This window comes from Pseudorhodoplanes sp. (assembly GCF_059499825.1).
The window spans coordinates 210,586-234,741 of record NZ_JCABZI010000014.1; the positions used below are offsets into that span (position 1 = coordinate 210,586).

The 24,156-nt window shown below is 63.8% G+C and carries 22 protein-coding genes and 1 pseudogene; 15 read left to right on the forward strand and 8 right to left on the reverse strand.

Translation table 11 applies throughout. The annotated features are described in order from the left end of the window. The first annotated feature begins 45 nt into the window (after positions 1-45). The 6 genes and pseudogenes from AC5I5I_RS20745 to AC5I5I_RS20770 all read left to right on the forward strand — a co-directional run bounded on the left by AC5I5I_RS20745 (position 46) and on the right by AC5I5I_RS20770 (position 6,604). A complete protein-coding gene (locus AC5I5I_RS20745) occupies positions 46-912 on the forward strand; it encodes a branched-chain amino acid ABC transporter permease (protein WP_495976174.1) in 867 nt (288 codons plus the stop codon). Beyond that, a complete protein-coding gene (locus AC5I5I_RS20750; RefSeq protein ID WP_495976176.1) occupies positions 909-1,880 on the forward strand; it encodes a branched-chain amino acid ABC transporter permease in 972 nt (323 codons plus the stop codon). Before AC5I5I_RS20745 ends, AC5I5I_RS20750 begins: the two co-directional genes overlap by 4 nt. Further along, a complete protein-coding gene (locus AC5I5I_RS20755; RefSeq protein ID WP_495976177.1) occupies positions 1,877-2,611 on the forward strand; it encodes an ABC transporter ATP-binding protein in 735 nt (244 codons plus the stop codon). Before AC5I5I_RS20750 ends, AC5I5I_RS20755 begins: the two co-directional genes overlap by 4 nt. Continuing rightward, positions 2,604-3,308 (forward strand): annotated as a pseudogene (locus AC5I5I_RS20760) (ABC transporter ATP-binding protein); the annotation flags it as partial. The gene AC5I5I_RS20755 and the pseudogene AC5I5I_RS20760, both read left to right, overlap by 8 nt. Positions 3,309-4,169: 861 nt before the next feature. Beyond that, positions 4,170-5,627: an aldehyde dehydrogenase family protein gene (locus tag AC5I5I_RS20765; protein ID WP_495976179.1), complete on the forward strand. Its 1,458-nt coding sequence runs from the start codon at positions 4,170-4,172 to the stop codon at positions 5,625-5,627. Positions 5,628-5,758: 131 nt separating this feature from the next. Further along, positions 5,759-6,604 (forward strand): ABC transporter substrate-binding protein, encoded by an 846-nt coding sequence (locus tag AC5I5I_RS20770; protein WP_495976314.1) that lies wholly within the window; start codon positions 5,759-5,761, stop codon positions 6,602-6,604. A 133-nt stretch (positions 6,605-6,737) separates the two neighbouring features. On the opposite strand, the gene AC5I5I_RS20775 is transcribed toward AC5I5I_RS20770, so the two are convergent. The 5 genes from AC5I5I_RS20775 to AC5I5I_RS20795 are packed head-to-tail and all read right to left on the reverse strand — an operon-like array spanning position 6,738 to position 11,141. Continuing rightward, complete coding sequence (locus AC5I5I_RS20775; RefSeq protein ID WP_495976180.1) at positions 6,738-7,442, reverse strand: fumarylacetoacetate hydrolase family protein; 705 nt, start codon at positions 7,440-7,442, stop codon at positions 6,738-6,740. Further along, positions 7,439-7,849, reverse strand: coding sequence for a cupin domain-containing protein (locus AC5I5I_RS20780; protein ID WP_495976182.1), 411 nt, complete (start codon positions 7,847-7,849; stop codon positions 7,439-7,441). The genes AC5I5I_RS20775 and AC5I5I_RS20780 overlap by 4 nt, the downstream gene beginning before the upstream one ends. Continuing rightward, positions 7,846-8,730 (reverse strand): NAD(P)-dependent oxidoreductase, encoded by an 885-nt coding sequence (locus tag AC5I5I_RS20785; RefSeq protein WP_495976184.1) that lies wholly within the window; start codon positions 8,728-8,730, stop codon positions 7,846-7,848. The genes AC5I5I_RS20780 and AC5I5I_RS20785 overlap by 4 nt, the downstream gene beginning before the upstream one ends. Continuing rightward, positions 8,727-9,842, reverse strand: coding sequence for a LacI family DNA-binding transcriptional regulator (locus AC5I5I_RS20790; protein ID WP_495976186.1), 1,116 nt, complete (start codon positions 9,840-9,842; stop codon positions 8,727-8,729). The genes AC5I5I_RS20785 and AC5I5I_RS20790 overlap by 4 nt, the downstream gene beginning before the upstream one ends. A gap of 33 nt (positions 9,843-9,875) precedes the next feature. After that, positions 9,876-11,141 carry an amino acid ABC transporter substrate-binding protein gene (locus tag AC5I5I_RS20795; protein WP_495976188.1) on the reverse strand — a complete coding sequence of 422 codons (1,266 nt, stop codon included), beginning with the start codon at positions 11,139-11,141 and terminating at the stop codon, positions 9,876-9,878. 191 nt (positions 11,142-11,332) lie between these two features. Between AC5I5I_RS20795 and AC5I5I_RS20800 the strand changes: the two genes are divergently transcribed. Continuing rightward, a complete protein-coding gene (locus AC5I5I_RS20800) occupies positions 11,333-12,514 on the forward strand; it encodes a hypothetical protein (RefSeq protein WP_495976190.1) in 1,182 nt (393 codons plus the stop codon). Positions 12,515-12,536: 22 nt separating this feature from the next. Here AC5I5I_RS20800 and AC5I5I_RS20805 read toward each other — a convergent pair whose 3' ends face one another. Next, positions 12,537-13,052, reverse strand: coding sequence for a VOC family protein (locus AC5I5I_RS20805; protein ID WP_495976192.1), 516 nt, complete (start codon positions 13,050-13,052; stop codon positions 12,537-12,539). 350 nt (positions 13,053-13,402) lie between these two features. On the opposite strand from AC5I5I_RS20805, the gene AC5I5I_RS20810 reads away from it, so the two are divergent. From AC5I5I_RS20810 to AC5I5I_RS20820, 3 genes are all read left to right on the forward strand, one after another. After that, complete coding sequence (locus AC5I5I_RS20810) at positions 13,403-14,446, forward strand: ABC transporter substrate-binding protein (protein WP_495976194.1); 1,044 nt, start codon at positions 13,403-13,405, stop codon at positions 14,444-14,446. A 4-nt stretch (positions 14,447-14,450) separates the two neighbouring features. After that, positions 14,451-15,998 (forward strand): amidohydrolase family protein, encoded by a 1,548-nt coding sequence (locus tag AC5I5I_RS20815; protein ID WP_495976196.1) that lies wholly within the window; start codon positions 14,451-14,453, stop codon positions 15,996-15,998. 184 nt (positions 15,999-16,182) lie between these two features. Further along, a complete protein-coding gene (locus tag AC5I5I_RS20820; protein WP_495976198.1) occupies positions 16,183-16,773 on the forward strand; it encodes a L,D-transpeptidase in 591 nt (196 codons plus the stop codon). A gap of 69 nt (positions 16,774-16,842) precedes the next feature. Here the strand turns inward: AC5I5I_RS20820 and AC5I5I_RS20825 are convergent, their stop codons facing one another. Next, complete coding sequence (locus AC5I5I_RS20825; RefSeq protein WP_495976200.1) at positions 16,843-18,033, reverse strand: D-alanyl-D-alanine carboxypeptidase/D-alanyl-D-alanine-endopeptidase; 1,191 nt, start codon at positions 18,031-18,033, stop codon at positions 16,843-16,845. Between the two features lie 37 nt (positions 18,034-18,070). Beyond that, a complete protein-coding gene (locus AC5I5I_RS20830; RefSeq protein ID WP_495976202.1) occupies positions 18,071-18,991 on the reverse strand; it encodes a LysR family transcriptional regulator in 921 nt (306 codons plus the stop codon). Positions 18,992-19,179: 188 nt separating this feature from the next. Between AC5I5I_RS20830 and AC5I5I_RS20835 the strand changes: the two genes are divergently transcribed. From AC5I5I_RS20835 to AC5I5I_RS20855, 5 genes are all read left to right on the forward strand, one after another. Further along, a complete protein-coding gene (locus AC5I5I_RS20835; RefSeq protein ID WP_495976204.1) occupies positions 19,180-20,211 on the forward strand; it encodes an ABC transporter substrate-binding protein in 1,032 nt (343 codons plus the stop codon). 73 nt (positions 20,212-20,284) lie between these two features. Next, positions 20,285-21,076 carry an SDR family NAD(P)-dependent oxidoreductase gene (locus tag AC5I5I_RS20840; RefSeq protein WP_495765111.1) on the forward strand — a complete coding sequence of 264 codons (792 nt, stop codon included), beginning with the start codon at positions 20,285-20,287 and terminating at the stop codon, positions 21,074-21,076. 7 nt (positions 21,077-21,083) lie between these two features. After that, the gene (gene allB, locus AC5I5I_RS20845) at positions 21,084-22,541 is read left to right on the forward strand and encodes an allantoinase AllB (RefSeq protein WP_495976206.1); all 1,458 of its coding nucleotides are present in this window, start codon (positions 21,084-21,086) and stop codon (positions 22,539-22,541) included. Beyond that, positions 22,538-23,365, forward strand: coding sequence for an ABC transporter ATP-binding protein (locus tag AC5I5I_RS20850; RefSeq protein ID WP_495976208.1), 828 nt, complete (start codon positions 22,538-22,540; stop codon positions 23,363-23,365). Before allB ends, AC5I5I_RS20850 begins: the two co-directional genes overlap by 4 nt. After that, positions 23,365-24,138, forward strand: coding sequence for an ABC transporter permease (locus AC5I5I_RS20855; protein ID WP_495976210.1), 774 nt, complete (start codon positions 23,365-23,367; stop codon positions 24,136-24,138). Before AC5I5I_RS20850 ends, AC5I5I_RS20855 begins: the two co-directional genes overlap by 1 nt. Positions 24,139-24,156 lie beyond the last annotated feature (18 nt).

Below are 24,156 nucleotides of genomic sequence, written 5' to 3' on the forward strand. Positions count from 1 at the left end.
CGGCGCAGCCGAAGTCTGCGCCGGACGATTTGTTGCGGGACCCCAATGGAGACGATCGTCACCGGCATTCTGCTCGGCGGAACCTACGCGCTCATCGCGATCGGTCTGACCCTGCAATATGGCGTCGCCCGCATCATGAACCTCGCTAATGGCGAGACTTTCGTTGCCGCCTGTTTTATCGCCTTCTGGCTGTTCACCTCCTACGCCGTCAATCCGCTCTGGGGCATCCTGATCATCGCGCCGGTGGCGTTTTTCGTGAACTGGGCGATCTATGCCCTGCTGCTACGGCCGCTCGTCGTGCGCGCCAAGTCTCAAGGGATGCTGGAGGTCGATTCCATTCTCGCGACCTTCGGGCTTCTGTTTCTGTTTCAGGGCCTGATGCTGCGCGGCTTCGGTGGCGCCTACACGTCCTACACATTCCTCGCCGACCGGTTCGATATCCTCGGCACGTTCTACGGCCTCAACCGCGTGGTCGCATTCGGTGCGGCCTGCGTGATCGCCGCCCTGCTGTATCTGTTTCTCTACCGGACGCGCTATGGCACCGCGGTGCGCGCGGTCGCGGTGAACCCGAATTCGGCCAATCTGGTCGGCATTGATGTCGCCAAGGCCGCGGCGCTGTCGTTCGCACTGGGCGGCGCACTGACGGCTTGCGGCGGCACGTTGCTGTCGACCTTCTACACCTTCAACGCATCGATGGGCGTGATCTTCACCATGAAGGCGCTCATCATCGTCATCATGGGCGGCGTCGGCGACGTGCGTGGCGCGGTGATCGCAGCATTGATCCTTGGGATCGCGGAGACCACTGTCGCGCGCCTGATCGATCCGGGCCTGACCCTGGCGGCGACCTACGCCCTGTTCGTACTGGTGCTGATGTTCCGGCCGCAGGGCATTTTCGGCAGGCAGCAGGCATGACCCGGTTAAGCTCCGCCGAAGTCTGGACGGGGATTGCCGGCGCCATCGCGGTTGTCGCAGCGGCGACCTTACCGCTGTTTGATGAGGGCTATTATCTCTCGCTCGCCCTGAACATGGTCATGTATGCCGCGCTTTGCACGGCCTGGACCCTGTTCTCCGGTCCGACGCATTATGTGTCGCTCGCGACTGCCGCCTTTTTCGGGCTCGGCACCTATGCCGTCGGGCTCGGTCTCGAGCATCTGCCGTTTCCGGTGCTCGTCCTGCTCGGCGGCGCGGTGGCGGCGATCCTCGCCGGGCTGGTCGGAGGCGCGACGCTCCGCATTTCCGGCGTTTATTTCGTGATCTTCACGTTCGGGCTCGCCGAACTGGTCCGTCAGGTGGTCTCGTATACGCAGATCAAGCTGACCAGCAAGATGGGTCTCTATGTCTTCACCGACTTCACCGAGAAGCACATCTACTGGATGTTGCTGGCGCTGACGGCCTTGGTCTTCGTCACCGGCTGGCTGATTAACCGCTCGCGGCTCGGTTTCGCGATGCAGATCATCGGCAATGACGAGACCGTAGCAAAGCATTCCGGCATCGATACCGCGAAGCTGAAGATCATTCTCTTCATGATCTCCGGCGCCTTCATCGGCATGGCGGGTGCGATCCTGGCGCCGCGTTACGCCTATATCGAGCCGCCCGCGGCGTTCAACCCGATGATCTCGTTTCTAGTCGTGATCATGGCGCTGCTCGGCGGCACGCGAAAGCTGTGGGGACCGCTGGTCGGGGTGATCCCGTTCACGCTGGTGATGGACTTCGTGTCGGTTCGCTTTCCGAACGACACCTCGATCGTCATCGGCATCGCCTTCCTCGTGATCGTCTATCTGCTGCCCGATGGAATCACCGGCCGGCTCGAACAATTGTGGGCGAACGTACGAAAGCAGCGCGCGCAACCCGAGCCCGTCCCGGTGGAGGAGCGCGCATGACCGCGGCGGCGCTCAGCGTCAACGGCGCGCGCAAGGCCTTCGGCGGCCTGGTCGCGGTGAACGACGTGTCGTTCGAGGTGCAGGAAGGCGAGTTGTTCGGACTGATCGGCCCTAACGGGTCCGGCAAGACCACGATGCTCAATCTCATCTCCGGCGCGCTGAAGCCGGATGCCGGCGACATCGTGCTCGGCGGCACGCCGATATCCGGAATGCCGGCGCACAAGATCGCGCGGCAGGGCGTGGCGCGTACCTTCCAGCTGGTGCGCATGCTTCCGGCGATGGATGCCGAGCACAACGTGATGGCCGGCGCGGTGTTCGGCCATCAGCGGCTGTGGGGCACGCAGGCGCGCGACGCGGCGCATGACTTGCTCGCACTGGTGGGCCTGCGGGGCCGCGAGCATGTGCCCGTGGCCGCAATGACCTATATCGACCAGAAGCGGGTCGAACTGGCGCGGGCGCTGGCGTCCAACCCGCGGGTGCTGCTGCTCGACGAATGGCTGGCCGGGCTCAATCCGAGTGAACTGAATATCGGGATCGAGCTGATCGACAAACTGAGCCGCCAGGGCCGCACCATCATCATGGTCGAACATGTGATGGACGCGATTCGCTCGCTATGCGGGCGCTGCGTCGTGATGAATTCCGGCCGCAAGATCAAGGAAGGCGACGTTGACGATGTGCTGGCCGACCCGGAGGTGATCGAAGCCTATCTCGGGGACGACGACGATGCTTGAGGTGAGAAATCTCAGCGTCCGTTATGGCCGCCACCAGGCGCTCGACCATGTGTCGGTGAAGGTCGCCAAGGGCGAGGTCTGCGTCATTCTCGGCGCTAACGGTGCGGGCAAGTCCAGTCTGCTGAAGGCGATCGCCGGCACGGTGCGGGCCGAGCCCGGCTCCGAGATCGTGATGAACGGCACGCCGCTGGTCGGCATGAAGGCGCATCTGGTCGTGGAGCAGGGCGTTGCGCTGGTACCCGAGGGGCGCGGTATTTTCGGTGAGCTGACGGTTGCGGAAAATCTCGAGCTGGGCGCTTTCCCGAACCGCGCCCGCGCAAATGAACGCGCCACGCTCGACCAGATCTTTGCACTGTTTCCGCGGCTCGCGGAACGGCGTTCGCAGATCGCGCGCACGATGTCGGGCGGTGAGCAGCAGATGGTGGCGATCGGCCGCGCGCTGATGTCGCAACCGGAAATCCTGATGCTGGACGAGCCCTCGCTCGGGCTGTCACCCGTGCTCACCAAGGAGCTGTTCCGCTCGCTGGGCAAGATCGCGGAGACTGGTGTCGGCATTCTGTTGGTCGAGCAGAATGCGCGGCAAAGCCTGAAGATCGCCAACCGCGGCTATCTGATCGAAGTCGGCCGCATCACCGGCGAAGGCACCGCGCAAAGCCTGATGACCGATCCGGCGGTGGTGAACGCCTATCTCGGCGGCGCACGCGGCGGCAAGGCTGCGACGACCAAGATCCGTCTACCGTCACCGTTCCCGCTGCCGCTCGATCTGGCGTCGGTCGGCCGCTTTATCGGAGCCCTGGCGTCGCGCGCCGGTGCGATCCGCGTGGCTTTCGTGCAGGCGCTACGTCAGGCCGCGCCTCTGCCGAGCGCGTTCGCCGGACGCTATGACCCAAAAATGGCCGGCGATCCGTGGGCGGAACTCGACAGCGCAACCTCACGAGTGGCGCCGCCAACCGCATCGGCTGCGTCCGATGGCAAGCGGCTCACTGATCATGCAGCCGAACTCGCGAAGGCGGCGTCGCTGCGCCACGCGCGGCATATTCGCTCATTGCGCGCCACGCGTGAGAACCCATCTGCCTTCGTGGGCCTCTACGATCCGGCAACGGCGCTGATCGAACTCGATGCGCTCGATCCTGCGGGTCTGGCGCGGAACGCCGCGACGCGGATGGCGGATCACATCCGGCAGCGGCGTCTTGCCGCTCCGGTGCCAAGCGCCTTCGCTGGCAAAGGTGAACCGTCTTCCACCGAGCAAGACAAGAGCGCCCGCGATCCGTTGCTCGGACATAACAGCCGCGGCGTGGATATCGATGCGGATGAAGACAAGATCGAGGCGCCGCCGGCGCGTGGCGGAATCAATATCGATGCGCTGGTGTCGCGGGCGGCAACGATCCAGTCGCAGCATGTCGCGGCGCGACGCAAGCGCCTCACCATGGTGAAGCTCAAGCCCGGCGACCTGCCGAACGATGGCGGACCGGATACCAAATAGCCGCCGCACGGCGTAAGATTGGACCAAAGGCACAGGGACCAAAAGTCCCAGGCAAAGTCTCAAGGGAGATTTGACATGGCACGCGTTTTCGAAGGCCAGTTCATTGGCGGACGGTCGTCCAGCCGGCGGATGTTCAAGGACCTCAATCCCGCCGACGGCTCGGTCTGGGCGGAAGTGCCGGATTGCGGCCGCGCCGAGACCGCAGCGGCGATCGAGGCGGCGCAGGCCGCGTTCGCCGAATGGTCGGCTTTGCCCTTCACCAAGCGTGCGCATTATCTCGAAAAGGCCGCCGAGATTCTCGAGAAGCGCCGCATGGACATCGTCGATGCGCTGCAGGCCGAAGGCGGCGGCTGGTTCGGCAAGGGCATGTTCGAGACCGGCTATACGGTCGAGGTGTTCCGCGCGGCCGCGGCTTCGGTGTGGCAGTCGACCGGCGAGGTGATGCCGTCCGAATACGGCAAGCTGTCGATGGCGGTGCGCCGGCCGATGGGCGTGGTGTCGATCATCAGCCCGTGGAATTTCCCGTGCATCCTGTCGTCGCGCGGCTTCGCGTTTCCGCTCGCCGCCGGCAACACCATCGTGCTGAAGCCTTCGGAAGAGACGCCGTATTGCGGCGGCTTGCTGTTCGCCGAGGTGTTCGAGGAAGCGGGCCTGCCCAAGGGCGTGTTCAATGTGGTGACCTGTTCGCGCGACAATGTGCAGGAGGTCGGCGACGAACTGATCGAGCATCCTTATGTGAAGGGCATCTCCTTCACCGGATCGACGGCGGTCGGCCGTCAGATTGCGGCCAAGGCCGGGGCACACTTAAAGAAATGCTGCGTCGAACTCGGCGGCAAGGATTCGCTGATCGTGTGCGAGGACGCCGACATGGAGCGCGCCACACAGGCGGCGAATTTCGGCTCGTTCATGCATCAGGGCCAGATCTGCATGTCGGTCGAGAAGGTGCTGGTGCACGAAAAGATTTTCGATCACTTCCTCAAGCGCTTTGTCGAGCGCGCGAAGCTGCTCAAAGTCGGCGATCCGACCAAGAACAAGGAACACATCATCGGGCCGCTGATCAACGACAAGCAGGTCGCGAAAGTGCGCGAGCAGCTTGAAGACGCCATCGCCAAGGGCGCCAAGGTGGTGCTCGGCGGCAAGATCGAGGGCCGCTTCGTCGAGCCGACCATTTTGACCGGCGTGACGCCCGACATGAAGCTCTATCAGGACGAGACCTTCGGTCCGGTGGTGCCGGTGATCCCGTTCCGCACTGACGAAGAGGCGATCCAGATTGCCAACGACACCGAATATGGCCTCTCGGCCGGCGTGATGAGTCGCGACGAGGGCAGGGCGCTGGCCATCGTCGGCAAGCTCGATACCGGCAATTGCCATATCAACTGCTCGTCTGTGAACGACGAGCCGCATGTACCGTTCGGCGGCTTCAAGGCGTCAGGCTCGGGCAAGCATGGCGGCCGCTGGTCGCTCGAGACCTTCACCGAGACGCGCTGGATCACGCTCGATCGCGGCGGCCGGCCGTTCCCGCCGATGTTCTGAGGCGGTCCGTCCTCGGTTGTCATTGCCCGCGAAAGCGGGCAATCCAGTCATAACCGCGGAGCCGACTGGATGCCCCGCATGCGCGGGGCATGACAGAGGCGAGAGTTCGACGGAGAACATGCGTGTTGAGTGTGGCGATTGGTAACTATCCGCATACGCGGCTGCTGAAAGAGCGGCTGGCCGGATCGAAGGACTTCGATTTCGTCGAGGTGTCGCCGATCACCAAGGCGTTCGCGCAGATGGTGCGGCAGGGCACCTATGACATCTCCGAGATGGCGCTGGTCACCTTCCTGCAGGCCAAGGCGTTCGGCAAGCCGCTGGTGCTGATCCCGGCCGCGGTGGCGGCGCGCTCGCAGGAGGTGAGCCTGATCCGGCTCGCGAACAACGACAGCATCAAGGGGCCGGCCGACCTGAAGGGCAAGCGGATCGGCGTGCGCGCCTACAGCCAGACCACGGGCGCCTGGGTGCGCGGAATCCTGGCGGAGACTTTCGGTGTGACGCCTGAGGACGTGCACTGGACCACGTTCGAGGACCCGCATGTCGCGGAATATTCCGATCCGTCTTTTGCGACACGCGCGAAGCCGGGTAGCGCGCTGCTCGATATGCTGCGGTCAGGCGAACTCGATGCAATCATTGTCGGCAACGACAAGCCGGCGGATGCCGATCTCGCCGATGTCTATCCGGATGCCGATGCTGCGGGCCGTGAATTCACGCGCAAGCACGGGTTCGTCCCGGTGAACCACGTGATCGTTGCGAAGCAGACGGTGGTGGATGCGCAGCGCGATACGCTGATGGAATTCTGGGACGCGGTGAAGGCGGCGTGGAAGGACACCCCGTCCGCCAAGGATTTGCCGATCGGGCGCAGCGCGATCGAGCCGAGTGTGGCGCTCGCGCTGAAGTATATTTCCGCGCAGAGCATGCTGCCGCGGCCGATGACCGAGGCAGATGTGTGGGCGGGGCTGCCGGACGGGTTTTGAGGGGCCCCGCCGCCTGCCCTCCGGTGTCATGCGCCCCGCGCAGGCGGGGCATCCATTCCACGATTACCCTCTCGCGTGTACTGGATCGCCCGCCTGCGCGGGCGATGACAGGCTGATACAGAAAACAGCCGACCTATGTAAACGATACATCCACCTTCCCGATCGGCCGCAATTCCCATGACAGCGCGCGATCGTCGGCGCCGAGGAACAGCGGCGGCGTGACCGAACCCGCGATCACCACATCGCCCGCGCGCAGGACTTCGCCGCATGCCGCGAGGGTCGACGCGACCTGACGGATTGTTTCCAGGATGCGTCCGGTATTGGCCTCGAGATCGGCGGGCACCGGCACCGGCTCGCCATTGCGGATGACCGCGCCGGACAGCGCGGACAATCCCTCCGGCAACGGCACCGCCTTGCGCGGACCGAAGATCACATGCCGCTGGAAGATATCGCCGGCGAGAATCGACTCCACGTCATCCATCGGTCCGTCGATGTCGGCCAGTTCGATGGCCGGGCCGATCGCGGCGATGCATTGCGCCGCTTCCTGCTCGCTCGCGCCGGCCGGCACGTCGCGGCCGATCTCGACCGCGATCTCCGGCTCGGCGACCGGCTTGCTCCAGCCGACCAGAGATACGCTCGCACCGTGGGGCAGCACGGCCCGGTCGAGCAGAAAGCCGACCAGTGCGCTTTCGATTTTCAGCTTTTCCTTGGCGGCCGGCGCACCGAAGCCGACCTTCCAGCCGATCCGCCTGGCGCCGTCGCGCCTTCGCTGTTCGAGGAGCGTGAATTGCCGGCGCATCCCCGCCTGGATGCGGGGGTCGTTCAAAGCTCCGCTCATGAATGGCTCGCGGGATCGACTTCGTAACCTGAAGCTTCGATCGAGCCTGCGCCCATCCAGCCCCAGACCAGCACCACGTCTTCGTCGGAGGTATTGTTGAAACCGTGCCAGCAGCCGCGCGGCGAATAGATCACGTCGCCTTCGCCGGAGGGCTTGTCGCCCTCGTCGGTGTAGATGTGGCCATGCCCCTTCAGCACGATGAAGAACTCATCGCAATTATGATGGCGGTGGCTTTCATGCCGCGCGCCGGGCTTCAGCACGGTCCAGCCGACGACATGGTCGGCGCCTGCCGACTTCTTGTCGATCAGGAACTGGACCTGCATCTCGACCCAGCCGTCCTTGCGCGCAAGGCCTTCGACCTTGGGCACGTCGCGGATATTGGTGCGGTACATCTTCGGCGCGGTCACTTCGGGAATCCTCCAAGGCGGCGATAGACCTGATGCGCGACCACGAAATCGTTCTGGTCGATTCCGAGACCGCGGCAGGAATTCATGAGTTCGTTGGCAGCGGCGGCGAGCGGCACCGGACTTCCGAGCTTGCGGCCCATGTCGAGCGCCAGGATCATGTCCTTCTGCTGCAGCGTGACGTCGGCGAGCGGCACCTCGGGCATCTTGCCTTCGAGAATGAACGGCCCGCGATAGCCGAGCACCGGCGAGGCCGCGACGCTTTTCAGGATCGCATCGACCGCGGATTCGCGCGACACGCCGCCCTTTTCCGCCAGCGCCACCGCTTCGCCGAATGCGATCACCTCGACCATGAGGAGGAGGTTGACCGCGATCTTCATCTTCACCGCGAGGCCGCTGGCGCCGATCCGCGTCACCTTCGGCCCGATCGCGGACAGCACCGGCTTCACCTTTTCGAACGCGGCCTCGTCGCCGCCGACCATCACAGAGGCGTTGCCCTGGTTGAGCGTGACCGGCGAGCCGGAGATCGGCGCATCCAGCATCACGAGGCCTTTGGCGGCGAATGCATCGGCGACTTCGCGGGTCACCTCCGGCGCGATCGTGCTCATGTCGATATAGATGCCGCCGGGCTTGAGGCCTTCGATGATGCCGTCGCGCCCGAGCGCAACGTCCTTCACCGCCTTGCCGTCGGTGACCACCGTGAAGACCACGTCCGACATCTCGGCTACGGCCTTGGGCGTGTCCGCCCATCCCATCCCCGCATCGATCAGCGATTGCGCTTTCGCCTTGGTCCGGTTCCAGCCGGTGACCTTGTATCCCGCGGCCTGCAGGCGCGGCACCATGCCGAGGCCCATCACGCCCAGGCCGACAAAACCAATTCTCACGCTTGTTCTCCTGCCATGTCGGTTCTTTTTCTCTTCGTGGTCCCGTGAACGCGGGCGGTGGAATGGCGCACGATGGTCTCGACCGGCAGCACCAGATGATGCGGGTCGGACGATTCGTTCTCGATGATGTCGACCATGACGCCGGCTGCTTCGAATCCGGCCTTGTGATGCTGGACCCGCACCGTGGTCAGCGACGGCGACAGCCGGTCCATCAATGGCATGTCGTTGAAGCCGGTGACCGATACATCGGTGGGGCAGGCGATGTCGTGGCGCCGGAAGGCCGAGATCGCGCCGATCGCCAAGCGGTCATTGGCGCAAACGACCGCGGTGAAAGGGCGTCCAGCGGCCAGCAATTCTTCGGCGCAGCGCTCGCCTTCGGCTTCGTTGAAGGCTTTGGCGAACGACACCAGCGCCGGACTTTTGAGACCGGCAAGGCCGCCGTGACGCAGAAAGGCATTGTAGCGATTGAAGCCGGTGGACACGGTCTGCGGGCCGGCGATGCAGGCAATGTCGCGATGACCGAGCGAGACGAGATGCGTGATGAGGCGGCCGATGCCATCGTCTTCGTCATGCACCACCGACGAGAAGCGCGGATCGTCTGTCCGGCGACTGACGGTCACCACCGGCAGGTCGGCGGCCAGGCGCGACACCATCTTGTCGGTCCGAAGCACGCTCGCGAGGATCAGGCCGTCGACGCCGCGTGCGCGCATCGTCTCCAGTACCTTGGCCTGCCGTCGCGTATTGCCGTCGGTATTCGCCAGCATCGCGACATAGCCAAATTGCGCCAGGCCATCCTCGATGCCGCGGATGATCGGCGGAAAGACCGCGTCGGTGATATCCGGGACCACGACACCGATCGTGCGCGAGCGGCTGGTCTTGAGCGAATAGGCTGCGAGATTCTGCCGATAGCCGAGGCGTTTGCTGGCCTTGCGGATCTGCTCGATCAGGTCCGGCGCGACCGGATGGCCGCTGTCCGGATTGAGCGCGCGCGACACGGTGGATACGTGAACGCCGACCTCGCGTGCGAGATCCTTCAGCCCAACCCGCGGTAGTTTACGCGACTTCACCGGGCGGCCCTTGTCGCGGTTCGGGCGGCGTACCGCCCGAAGCATTGTTTAGTCGATCGGGAAACCGTCATCATCGGCTTATTTCGATGCCTCGGCGAACGGGAAGATCAGGTCGCCGGCCTTATACTTGGGCGGATAGACCACGACCTGGCGCGACCAGTCGGTGAACTGGCTCATGTCGTTGCCGGTCACCCCCTTGAACTGGATGCAGATGATGCGCGGGTCCTTCCATTCGCCGTCCGGGCCGAACGAGATCGGGCCGATCACCGTGTCGAAGGTGTTGGTTGCGAGATATTTCGCCAGCACGTCATCGTTCAGCGATTTGGTGGCGGTGACGGCCTTTTCCAGAATCTGCCCGGCGGCGTAAGCGTAGGGCGGATAGGTATAGCCCAGCGGATCGAGGCCGAGGTCCTTCGCGCGCTTCTGGTACTCTGCCATCATCTCCTTGGTACCGTCGAATTGCAGGCTGGGCGCCGGGATGTAGAATTCGTTGCTGATATAGCCGTTGATCATCGGTCCAAGCTGCTGCTTGATGCCGGTGACGAGCAGGCCCAGCATCGCGCCGCCGATCACCTTCGGCTTGAACTGGATTTCGTTCGCAGTGCGGATGATGCCAGCGGTGTCGATCGGCAGCGTGGCCGCGAACACCACGTCCGGATTTGCCGCCGCCATGGCGCGTACGACCGAGGTGAATTCCGTGGTCGAGGGCGGATAGGTGCGGTCGAAGACGATCTCCATGCCGTGCTTCTTCGCATTCGCACGTGCGCCATCGAGCGCGTTGCGCGAATATTCGACATCGGCGCCGATCAGCGCAACGCGTGTCGGTTTCGGCTTCTGCTCGGCGGCGAGATCGAACACGCATTTGGAGTAGTTCGCCGTATCCGGCCCCTGCGAGTTCATCGAGAAATAACGCGGGTACTTGAATTCCTTGTTGGCGCCGAGGCCGAAAATCCCGATCGTGGTGCGGTTGGCCTGGATAATCGCCGGCATGGTCGCGGCGATCACGTTGGTGCTGTAGGGCCCGATCAGCAGGTCGACCTTGTCGACGCTCATCAGCTTCGCATAGATCCCGGGCGCGTTCGCCGGATTGCCCTGATCGTCATAATAGACGAACTCGACCGGGCGTCCGAGAAGGCCGCCCCGCTTGTTCACGTCGGCACGCCAGATTTCGAGGCCCGCCAACACCTGTTTGCCGGCCGGCGATGTCGGTCCGGTGGCGCTGATGCTGAAGCCGATGCGCAGCGGATCGGCTGCTTTCGCATCATGTGAAAAAAGGGCGAGCGTGACGGCTGCGCATACGCTCAACACAAGCGCTGCCAGCCGGCGGCTAGATCTGTTGATCATTGTGTCCTCCCGATTGGCCTTATGTCCGGCCTTGAAAAGAACCTAGCGCGTGCGGCAAAACTTGGCAATCGTTTGCCACGATGATAGCACTCGCGACAGCCGGCGCGAAAAATCGCTGGCACATCGGAAATGTTGCGTGCATGCACGCGTCACCGATCCGCGATCAACGGCGGACGGATACGGAGGAATTCATGTTCAAGGCCTCGGCCGGCGTCATGCTGCCCACCTCGATTATCGGATCGCTGCCGCGTCCGACCTGGTACACCGCGACGCTGGGCTCGACCCCGTTTCTCGAAGCGATGGTGAATTCGCGCTATCGCGAGCAATACGAGGACGCGGTGTCCTGCTATCTGCGGGCGCAGGAAACGGCCGGCCTCGACATCGTCACAGACGGCGACGCGCATTACGACGAGCAGGTCGGCGGCATGAGCTGGCAGAGCTATCCGCTGACCCACATGGAAGGGTTTTCGAAGGAGGCGGTCCCGTCGGTCTACAAGGTCGGCGCTGTCGCCTATCCGCGCGGTCATATTTTGCACGACTTCCTGGAAGCGCGGGTATTCCCGAAGATCACCGGCCCGGTTGGCCGCGGCAATCTGCAATACGCGCCGATGTGGAAGGTGGCGCAGCGCATGACCACAAGGCCGGTCAAGTTCGGGACGATTCTGCCCGAGTTGCTCGCTGCCTCATGCGAGGACAGCTATTACAAGGATCCGATCGAGCGCACCTGGGCGCTCAGCGACGCGATCAATGAGGAACTGAACGATCTCGCGGATGCCGGATGTCCGGTGCTGCAGATGGAAGAGCCGCAGATCCATATGGTGCCGGTGCGCGGCAAGGCGTTCGGCAAGCTCGATGTCGCCGACCTGGTCAAGGTCTTCAACAATACGGTCAAGGGCCTGCGCGACAAGACCGAGGTCTGGTGCCACACCTGCTGGGGCAACCCCTCGCAACAGCGGATCTTCAAGGAGCCGCAGAGCTACCAGCCGACACTCGAGGCGCTGAATACGGTCGAGGCGGATGCGCTGACATTCGAGACCTGCTCGTCGGGAACGGGCGATCTCAAGGCGATCGGCGAGATCATCAAGGACAAGAAGGTGGTGATCGGCGTCATCGATCATCACACCTTGCAGATCGAGCGGCCGGACGAGGTCGCGGCGCTGATCCGCGAGGCGCTGAAGCATATTCCGGCCGAGCGGCTGGTGATCTCGTCGGATTGCGGCATGGGCCGGGAAGGCATGGGCCGGCGGCACGCCGCGTACAAGATGGTGTCGATGGTGCTCGGCACCAACATCGTCCGCAAGGAACTGGGTTTGCCGGAAGCGGAATGCTTGGCCGCCGAGGGCCGTTATTCGCTCACGGTGGCGGCGAAATAGCCGCCACCCAGGGGCGAAACGATTACGCCGGTTCGAGCAGTTTCGGATAGGTCGAAGGCTTGAAGAAGCTGGCGCCCGGCACATAGACGCGCCCCGGCGAGAGGTCGGGCCCTTCGTCGCCCTCGATGGCGCCTTCGAAGGTCAGTTCGAGCTGTACGCCGCTCGGGTCATAGACGAACAATTGCCACAGCGTCGTGCCGGGCACTTCGAACTCGCGCCAGTCGAGTCCGGCCTTCCGGAAGCGCTCGATATATGAGCGATAGCCCGAGCATGACAGCGAGACGTGGTCGATGGCGCCGGTGCCGTAGGGAGCCTTGCCTTCCGGGCCGAGCGCCGGTCCGCCGGCATAGATATGAATGATGCCCAGCCCGCCCGGCTGCGGGCAGGCCAGCCAGGCGCCCGGATATCCGAAATCCGGCCGGTGCATCTCGCGCAGGCCGATGACCTTGGTCCAGAAATGAACGGTGGCGCCAAGGTCTGCGGTCTTAATCGCAAGATGGAAAAGGCCGTGAACGGTCGCGAGCGGAAGCTGGGCCATCTCTAGTCTCCAAGTCTGATGGCTCATTATACGCCTGATCATGGGATCCGCGAGTACCAGCAGACGCGATTAAATATTGGGCTCCGGACGTTGGTTTGCGCTCGCTCCGAAGGCAAACTCCGCAGGGACTTCGGTCCGGGCCCCGATCGGCGCGACGATGTCGCCGAAAGATTAAGCGCTGTCGTTTCGGCATCGTTGCGGAAAGAAATCGGCGGCAGATTGGCGCAGTGGACGGCTCTAGCGTCGCCCTGATCGGGTGGCACGCGGATTGCTGACCTCACCCTTACGTCAACGCGAAGTCGCAGCTCAATTGCCTTCCAGGGCATTGGAGCTGGCGCAGGGAGTTTTCGATGATCACTCATAAGATTGCGCGCCGTGCGGTTCTTGCCGGTGCGCTTGCGGTCATGACGGCGATGCCGGCGCTCGCGCAATCGCTGACGCCGATCCGCTTCACCCTCGACTTCAAGCATCAGGGCATTCACGCCTGGTATTATGTCGCGCAGGAAAAGGGCTACTTCAAAGACGAAGGGCTCGATGTGAAGATCGACCAGGGCGAAGGGTCGGCCGCGACTATCACGCGCATCGCTTCGGGCGCTTACGACGCCGGCTTCGGTGACATGAATGCCATCATCCAGATGGCTGCGACCAAGCCGGGCGAAGCGCCGGTGATGGTCTATCAGATCTATAACCGGCCGCCCTTCGTGCTGGTCACCAAGGCGAGCGGGCCGATCAAGACCATCAAGGATATCGAAGGCAAGAAGCTCGGCGGGCCGGCCGGCAGCGCCACGTTAAAACTGCTTCCGAGCCTCGCCAAGGCCAACAAGCTCGACATTTCGAAGGTCGATATCCTCAACATGGCCCCGAATCTTCAGGAGCAGATGCTGATCCAGGACCAGGTGCAGGGCTCGCTGGTCTTTAACGTCACCAGCTACATGAACCTGATCCAGCAGAAGCAGGATCCGGACAAGGATTATCGCTGGTTCAATTACGGTGATCACGGGCTCGATCTGTATTCCAACGGCATTATGGTGTCGCAGAAACTGCTGAAGGAGAATCCCAAGGCAGTCGCCGGTCTGGTGCGCGCGATCAACAGGGCGATTAAGGACGTGATTGCCGATCCGGAGATGGGCGTGAAGACGCTGGCCAAGATCGAGCCGCTGATCAATCAGGATGTCGAGAAGAAGCGCATCGCCTATGCGCTCGGCAACCTGATGAACGGCGCCGAATTCACCGAACTCGGCTTCGGTGACCTGACCGACGACAAGCTCACGCGGTCGATTGATGTCATTGCGGAAGCCTATGACCTGAAGGCCAAGCCGAAGGCGTCGGAGGTGTTCAACCGCTCGTTCCTGCCGGCCAAGTCGGACCGGATGTTTGCGCCGAAGCCGAACTGAGTGAATGAAAACACTCATCAGGGGCGGCCGCGTCTATGACCGGGCGGGCGACATCCATCGCCCGCCGTTGCGCGATGTCATCCTCGTAGAAGACCGCATCCTCGGCGTCGTAGAGCCCGGCGAGCAGGCTGCGACCGACATTGCTCGCGCCGCGAGCGTCGGCCAGCCGGACGCGCGCGTCATCGACGCCGCCGGCATGCTCGTCATCCCCGGCCTGGTCAACGCGCATTACCATTCCTACGACGTCCTCTCCAAAGGTCGGTTCGAGGACATGCCGTTCGACGTCTGGATGCTGCATTCGCAGCCGGCCTATTGGGGCACGCGCAGCAAGGCGGAACTCCGCGCGCGCACGCTGCTCGGTGCGCTGGAGGCGTTGCGGCACGGCATCACCACCATCCAGGACATGAACTCGCTGGTGCCGCAGGACGAGGAGACGCTCGATACGATCCTGTCCGCCTATGCCGAAGTCGGCATCCGCGTGGTGTTCTCCATCGCGGTGCGCGACCTCGCCGCGCTGGATATTCAGCCGTTCCTGCCGCCGGGCATTCCGGATGACGTGGCGGCGATCATCAACGGCAAGCCGGGCGATGCGAAAGCCGACATCGCCTTCCTCCGCGCGCAAATCGCGCGCCGCAATCCGTTGCCGCCGCGCCTGCACTGGGCCATCGGCCCGTCCGGCCCGCAGCGCTGCTCAACGCAATTGCTGGAAGGGCTCGCGGCGATCTCCGCCGATTTCGACCTGCCGGTGCTGACGCACACCTACGAGACCCGCGCCCAGCTCGCCAAGGCGCGCACGGCTTATGACAAGTTCGGCGGATCCTATGTGCGCTACATGCGCGAAATCGGTTTGCTCACGCATCGCACCACGCTCGCGCATGGGGTCTACCTGTCGCGGCCGGAAATCGACGAGCTCGCCAGGGCGGGGGCCGGCGTGGTGCACAACCCGCTGGCCAATCTGAAGCTGAAGAACGGCACCGCGCCGCTGATCGACTTCAAGCGCGCCGGCGTCAATCTCGCGCTCGGCTGCGACAATTGCAGCTGCAGCGACTGCCAGAACCTGTTCCAGGCGATGAAGATGTATGCGCTCTTGGCGCAGGGCATGGACGGCGAGGCGTCCAACGTCTTCGCCTGCGATGCGATCGACGCCGCCACCGTCGGCAGTGCGCGCGCGGTCGGGCTTGCGGGACAGGTCGGCGAACTGAAAGCCGGCATGAAGGCCGATCTGGCGCTGATCGACCTGTCGGACTATGCCTATCAGCCGTTCAATTCCGCCGCGCGCCAGATGGTCTATAGCGAGACCGGCCGCGGCGTCGACACGGTGATCGTCGATGGCGAGATCGTTCTGTCCGGCGGCAAGCCCGCGAAAGTGAACTGGGACAGCTTCCGCGGCGAGCTCACCGACATCATGGCCAAGGCCGAAGCCGATTACGCCGTGCTCGCGAAGCGCAACGCACCTGCGGTGCCGTACCTCCTGGAGGCGGCGCGCAATGTGAACCGCGCGCCGCTGGGGCTCAACCGGTATGCCGGTGGCGGGGTGACAGACCGCGATTGAGAGACCTTTCGTCGCACGTTTCTCGATTGGGCATGACAGGTAGAGGGGTGCGACGCCGAAACCGGTGATACCGACCGTTTGTCGCACCTCGGCTGACGCCTCGCTGCCGCATTTTCAAGTTTTATCAACCCTTCACAGACATCGTGTCCGTTCCGCTGCCTGCGCGGGAATTCAGGGGGTTTCCATGCCGATGCGTATCCTCACTCACATCCTCCTGATCCCCGCGATTGCGGCCGCGATGCTGACGGCAGCGCACGCCAATCCGGTCTTCGATCCATTCGGATTGTTCTCGGGCGGGGCGCCTGTCTCGCGGCCGAACATGTATGGCGGCTCTCCGACGACGCGCGGCATGGTCTCCTATCCGAGCGGCGAGCAGCCCGGCTCGATCGTCATCTCCACGCGCGAGCGGCGGCTCTATTACATCCTCGGGAACGGACGGGCGATCAGCTATGGCATCGGCGTTGGACGCGATGGCTTCGCCTGGAGCGGTGTGAAAACCGTCACAGCCAAGCGCGAATGGCCGGGCTGGACACCGCCTGCGGCCATGTTGCGGCGCCGCCCCGACCTGCCGCGCTATATGCCCGGCGGCCCGGACAATCCGCTCGGTGCCCGCGCCCTCTATCTCGGCTCGTCGCTCTATCGCATTCATGGTTCGAACGAGCCGCACACCATCGGCCAGGCGGTGTCGTCCGGATGCTTTCGCATGACCAATGCCGACGTCGTCGATCTCTACAATCGCGTGCGGGTTGGCGCCAAGGTGATCGTGCAGCGCTAGCGCCGGGACCGCGAGGGGCCGACGCAGACGTTCGGTCGCCCGTCGCCCGCGGGTGCAGGCAGAATCGACCTACAGGCCTGCCTCGATCGTCCGCAGCAGCCGCGTGCGCATCGCAGTATCGTTGCTCCTGAGCGAGATCACCAGCCGCACACGTCCGTTATCCTTGGTGTCGGTGTAACCCGCGAGCGTGCGGACGCCGTCCATGGTGCCGGTCTTGGTGAGACTGTTGTCCGGCCCGGTCATGAGGTCGGCATGCGGTGCGAACAGCGCCAGCACCTTGGCGAGCCCGCGCGCCGTCAGGCGGTTGTCGCGGCTGATGCCAGAGCCTTCCTCGATCCTGATGTCACCGGTAAGCCCCTGCGCCGCCAGCGTCTCGTTGAGGACCTTTAGCGATTTCTCGAGGCTGGCGGGCGGACCGAAACGCTGCGCACCGATTTCCAGAAACACCTGGTTGGCGATGTAATTGTTGGAGGCCTTCAGGAGTTCGAACAGGACGCTTGAGAGTGGTCGCGACTGGCGGTGAACATAGACCGGCTTCAATCCGGCAGGCACGGGTCCGGTGGAGATGTCGCCTTTCACGCTGCCGCCGGCCTTGTCGATGAAGGCGGCGATCAGTTCGCCGGCATATTGCAGGCTCACCTTGGGGTCCTGGCTCAGGCTGATCCGCCCGCGGCCCTTCGGGCCCCGCGCCTTGAACTCGCTGATGGCGAGCGGGGTGATCGGCGTCTGCTTCTCGGCCGAGCGCACGCTGTCGCCTTTGCGGATGGCATTCACGGTGTTGAAGTTCACCGCCAGCGCGGTGTTCAGGGCGTTATAGGCCTCGTCGTCATTCTCGATGCCGGGGATGCGAAGGTCGGGCGGAAAATAGCTCGCGTCCAGCACGAGGCCGGTGATCGGTTTCTTGCCGATCGCCGCGACCAGATTTTTTGCGAGCGGCGCCAGCTCCTCCGAAATCAGGAACGGATCGCCGCCGCCGCGCACATAGAGCACGCGCTTGTCGTCGAGATAGAAGCGGGTCTCGAAGCGGTATTCGCCACCGAGCACCTGCATCGCCAGCCAGGCCGTCACGATCTTGGTGACCGAAGCGGGGACGAATGGCTCGTCGGCATTCTGCGCCAGCAGCGTCTCGCCCTTGGCGTTCATTACCAGCACCAGCGCGTTCGGCGCGAGGGCCGCGATCCTGTTCTGGACGTCCTTGACGTCGGCCAAGGCGGAGGCGGGGAGGAGCAGCAAGGCGAAGACCAGCAGGCGGGACAGCATGGCGATTTCCATCGATCGGGAATGGGTGTGAAAAAAATCACGCGCTTGCGCGCAGCGCCTCGCCGCGCATGGCCAGCAGCGATTGCGTCAACTGTTCGGCGAACTTGGCGGAGGCCACCGGCAAATTGCGGTCGTTCAACTGGCCGAGCACGAGGTCAGCGCGGGGCGTGTCGCGCTCGTCCAGTTCGCGCATCACGATGCCGCGGTGCTCGTCCGAAGCGACGCCGATCCGGATCTGGAACGAGATGACATTGTCGCGCATCACAAGATGGCGCAGGAATTCGAATGAGTTGGATTGCGCGACGATATCGAAGCGCAGGTTGCGCCTCGCCAGCGCCTCGTCCAGCAACTGGCGTCCGCCGATCCCGGGCTCCGCCAGCGCCACCGGATAGCGCGCGCAGTCGCGCAAGCGCAGCGACGGCCTGGCTGCCAGCGGATGGCCGGCCGGCATCACCGCAACCAGCCGCTGCTCGAACGACATCAGCGGACGGAAATTCGGCAGATAGGGCGGGCGGAACACCAGCGCGAGATCGACTTCGTAATCGGCGAGGCTTTGCATGGCGCGGTTATGGTCCTGCACGCGCACGTCGAAATGCACGAGCGGAAATCGCGCGCGGTGAATGGCGATCTCGCGCGGCAGGAATTCCAGCACCAGTGCCTGGCTGGCGGAAATGCGGACCGTACCACGACGCAGCCCTTTCAGGTCCTCGATCTGCGAGCGCACGCGGTCGAGATCGGCGGTTTGGCCGCGCACGTGATGGATGAATAATTCGCCGGCTGCGGTCAGCCGAACGCCGCGGGGACGCCGCTCGAACAGCGGCGTTTCCAGTTCGGCTTCCAGGTCCATGATCCGCCTGTTGACGGCGGAGGACGTCACATTCAGCCGTTCGGCGGCTTTCCGGATCGATCCGGCCCGCGCCACGGCATCGAAATAGTGCAGAAATCGCAAGTGTCTCATGCACTTAAGCCCGGTGACGGCGTCAGCCACATTATGAGCGATGCCGAAACAGCAGCGCTCCAGAAAGAAATCAGCGGCAGATCGTATCACTGATCGCGCCTAGCGTCTGCCTCCATGTGGTGGGGCACGGGGATTGCACCCGCCTAAGCAGGGGCCTGGCCCGGGAGCCCCGACAACAGGAGCGCGTCATGAAGCGATTTCGAACCTTAGGCCTTGCCCTTGCGGCCGCGATCGGCGGCACCCTGGCATTTGCTGCGCCAGCCTCGGCACAGACCAAACTGAAGATGGTCCTGAACTGGAAATATCAGGGCCCGCAGGGCTGGTTCTTCCTCGCCGACGATCGCGGCTATTTCAAAGCCGAAGGCCTCGATGTCACCATGGACCAGGGCAACGGGTCGGGCGCGGCTGTGCCGCTGGTGGCGAACGGCACCTACGATATCGGCTTCGGCGATATCAATGCGCTGATCGAGCTGGCGGCGAAAAAGCCCGACGAGGCCCCGATCGCGGTTTATGTCATGTACAACCGGCCGCCCTTCACCGTCGCGGTGAAGTCCGACTCGGCGATCAAGGAGCCGAAGGATTTCATCGGCAAGAAGCTCGGCGGCGCCGCCAATGACGGCGCGCTGAAGCTGTTCCCGGCGCTCTGCCAGATGACCAAGCTCGATTGCAGCAAGGTCGAGATCACCAATATGCAGCCGAACCTGCGCGAGCAGATGTTGATGCAGGGTCAGGTTGACGGGGTGTTCGGCTATGTCAACACCATCCGCTTCTCCGCCAAGCTGATCGGCGTGCCGGACGAGAAGCTGCGCTACATCAATTTCGGCGATTACGGCATGGACCTCTATTCCAACGCCATCATCGTCTCGAAGAAGCTGGTGAAGGAGAATCCGAAGGCGGTCGCGGGCTTCCTGCGCGCGATGAACAAGGGCATCCAGGATGCGCTGAAGGATCCGGATGCGGCCGTCGCTGCGGTCGCCAAGCGCGAGCCGCTGATCAAGACTCCGGTGGAGCGCGAGCGCTTCGACGCAACGCTGAAGGACGAGATGAACCATCCGGAGATTGCCAAGATCGGGCTTGGCAATGTCGACAAGGAGCGGCTGAAGAAGTCGATCGACATTCTGGTCCAGGCCAACAAGCTGCCGCGGACCCCGACGGTCGACGAGGTGTTCACCGCGGAATTCATGCCGGCGGCCGCCGACCTGCCGAAGAAGCTGTTCTGATCCATCTTTTCATCCCTCCCTCGCGACGCGGGGGAGGGATGAGCCGCGCGTATCGAAAGCCGGGGAATCGACAATGGAATTGGGACTGACAGGCCGGGTGGCGATCATCACCGGTCCGGCCAAGGGCATGGGCGCCGCGATCACCACCTCGTTCGCGGAAGAGGGCGCGAAGCTGGCGCTGATCGGCCGCGATGTGTCGGCCATCGAGCCGGTGGCGCGGGAGGTGAGGGCGGCCGGTGCCGAAGCGATCGTCGTTGCGTGCGATCTGACCAGGCCTGAGCAATGCGACATTGCGGCCGACGAAACGCGAAAGGCGTTCGGTCGCATCGACATCCTGGTCAATGTCGCGGGTGGCTCCGGTCCGGTCGGCAAGACCGGCGCTGAGACGACGCCGGAAGAATTCGACGATATCGTCACCCTGAACATGAATGGCTGCTTCCACACCATGCGCAGCGTGGTGCCGACGATGATCGCGCAGAAATACGGCAAGATCGTCAATGTCGGCGGCACCTTCGGGATGCGCGGGCGCGCCGGCCGCATGGCCTATTCGGCCTCGAAATGGGGCCTGCGCGGCATCACCAAGAGCTTCGCGCTCGAAGTCGGCCAGCACAATATCAACGTCAATTGCGTCGCGCCCGGCATGGTCGACGGCCCGCGCTTCCGCGAGAAGGTCTGCGCCGACATGGCGAAGCGGCTCAACATTTCGCTGAAAGAGGCTATGGAACGTCACGCCGCCGATTACGCGCTGAAGCGGGTGACGCTCGATCAGGACGTCGCTAATGCCTGCCTGTTCCTGGCCAGCGATGTCTCGCGGCAGATCACCGGCGCCGACCTGCCGGTCGATGGCGGCTGGGCGATGCTGTGAGGATGCCATGACCAAAGCCATGACCGCCGATCTCGTCGTCAACAACGGCATCGTCGTGACGCCGGACGCGGCGTTCCCGGCCAGCGTTGCGATCAAGGACGGAAGAATCCTGAGCGTCGGTGCGCCCGATGCCATGCCCGCAGCGCGCGAAACCCTCGACGCCGCCGGCCTGCATATCCTCCCCGGCGCGATCGACGTGCATGTGCATTTCCGCGATCCCGGCTATCCGCACAAGGAAGACTGGGAGAGCGGAACCGCCGCGGCCGCATTCGGCGGCGTGACCACGGTGTTCGACATGCCGAATACCATTCCGGCCACCGGCAACGGCACGATCCTTGCTGAGAAACACGCGATCGCGGCTTCAAAAGCGCATGTCGATTTCGGCCTCTACGGGCTTCTCGGAGAGGACACCATCGACAATGTGCCGGAGCTGATCGCGGGCGGCGTGATCGGGTTCAAGCTCTACATGGGCAATACGTTCGGCAAGATTCCGTCTCCGTCCACCGGCGCGATGCTCGAAGCGTTCGAGGTGGTGGCCGAGACCGGCAAGCGTATCTCGCTGCATGCCGAGACCAACTCGATCATGGAGCGGCGACAGACCCGGCTAACGCAGGCCGGCCGGCACGATCCGCTGGCGCATCTCGCGTCGCGCCCCGCGGTGGTTGCGGTCGAGGCCGTGAGCCGCGCCTGCATTCTCTCGGAATGGACCGGCGCGCGCATCCACATCCTGCATATCTCCTCCGCCGATGAGTTGCGGCCGCTGCGCGAGGCGAAAGCGCGCGGCGTCGACGTCACCGGCGAGACCTGCCCGCAATATCTTTTCCTCTCGGCGGACGATTATGCGCGCTTCGGCGGCGTCATCCGCGTCAACCCGCCGGTGCGCGAGAAGGACAACCAGGAGCCGATCTTCGCGGCCCTGAAGGACGGCACGATCGACATGATCGCCACAGACCATGCGCCGCATAGTCCGGAAGAGAAAACGCGCAACGACATCTGGGCGGTGGATTGCGGCTTTCCCGGCGTCGAGACCCAGATGCCGGCGATGCTGACCGAGGTGAATGCCGGCCGCATGTCGATTTCGGATTATGTGCGCTGGAGCGCTTTCAACCCGGCGCGGATCTGGGGGCTCTATCCGCGGAAAGGAGCGATCCAGCCCGGTGCAGACGCCGACCTCGCGCTGGTCGATCTGTCCCGCGAATGGACCATCGACGATGCGAAGATTCAGTCGCGCTCGAAAATTTCGCCCTGGCATGGCCGCAAGGTGAGAGGCCTGCCGGTCCACACCATCGTGCGCGGCCGCTTCGTGATGCGTGACCGCACGCTTGTTGCCGGCACCAAGGGCTGGGGCCGCTCGGTCCATGCCCTCCAGCAGATGCCGGCGCCCGATGTGCGCAACGCCGGCAAGACCATGCGCGCCGTCACCGGCGGCGTCCGCTCCTCGCCCACCACAGAGAATGCAGCATGAGCAACCGGCAAGTCGCCACCGACAACGCCTTTGTCGAACTCGAGAATGTCACGCTGACCTATGGGCGCGGCGACAAGAAGGTGCAGGCGCTGACCGAGACCAGCCTCAAGATTGGACGCGGCGATTTCGTTGCGCTGGTCGGGCCGTCGGGCTGCGGCAAGTCCACGATCCTGAAGCTCGTCACCGGCTTGCTGAAGGCGTCGAGCGGCTATGTGTATGTGTCGGGCCGCGAGGTCGGCGCCGAGCCGATGCGGGTCGGCATGGCGTTCCAGAATCCGACGCTGCTGCCGTGGAAGACGATCCGCGACAACGTGATGCTGCCGCTGAAGATCGTGCCGCCGTTCCGGCAGGAATATCGCTCGAAGCGCAAGACCGAGTTCCGCGATCGTGTCGACGCGTTGCTCAAGCAGGTCGGGCTTGACGGTTTCGGCGACAAATATCCGTGGCAATTGTCCGGCGGCATGATGCAGCGCGCTTCGCTGTGCCGGGCGCTGATCCACGATCCGCAATTGCTGATGCTGGACGAGCCCTTCGGCGCGCTCGATCAATTCACCCGCGAGGAATTGTGGACGATCATGCAGGATCTCTGGATCTCGCGGAAGCCGACGGTGCTGCTGGTCACCCACGACCTGAAGGAGGCGGGCTTTCTCGCCAACCGCATCTGCGTGATGCAGGCGCGGCCTGGCCGGATCATCGACGATACGACGGTGCCGTTCGCGCGCCCGCGCAGCATCGAGATGTCGTATGCGCCGGACTTTGTGACGATGACGCAGCGGCTGCGCGAATTGATCATCGCCAATCGCCCACAGAAGGAGGCCGCGTGATGGACGCGCAAGTGCGCCGGCGGATCGCCTCCGCCGCCCTGATCATCGGCTTTTTCCTGTTGTGGGAATTCCTGTGCCGCGCCTTCAACATCAGCGATCTGGTGGTGCCGAAGCCGAGCCAGATCCTCGTCACGTTGTGGGAGCGCGCACCGGCGCTGTGGCCGCATACGATGCAGACGCTGTACACGACGCTGGTCGGCTTCGGCTTCGGCATCCTGATCGGGGTGCTGCTCGGCATGCTGGTGGGCGTGTCGAAGATCGCCTACGACGTGGCCTATCCGCTGCTGATCGGCTTTGCCTCGATCCCCAAGGTCGCAGTAGTGCCGATCTTCGTCCTGTGGTTCGGCGCCGGCGCGGTGCCGGCCATTCTCACCGCCATGATCATGTCGATGTTCCCGATCGTGGTGAATGTCGCGACCGGTCTTGCGACCACCGAGCCCGAACTAGAGGACGTGATGAAGACGCTCCGTGCCAGCAAGCTCGACATCCTCTGGAATGTCGGCCTGCCGCGCGCGATGCCCTATTTCTTCGCCTCGCTCAAGGTCGCGGTGACACTCGCCTTTGTCGGCGTGGTGCTGTCGGAGACGGTGGCCTCCAACCGCGGCATCGGAAACGTGATGATGATCGCATCGTCCTCGTTCGACGTGCCGTTGGTCTTCGCCGGCCTGCTGATCCTTGCAGTGATGGGCGTGTCGCTTTACGTCATCTTCTCGCTGATCGAAATGCGGGTGACCGGCTGGGCGCACCGCAAGGACGAGTTCGCGATCGGCTGAGTGGGGATTGCGGTGCGG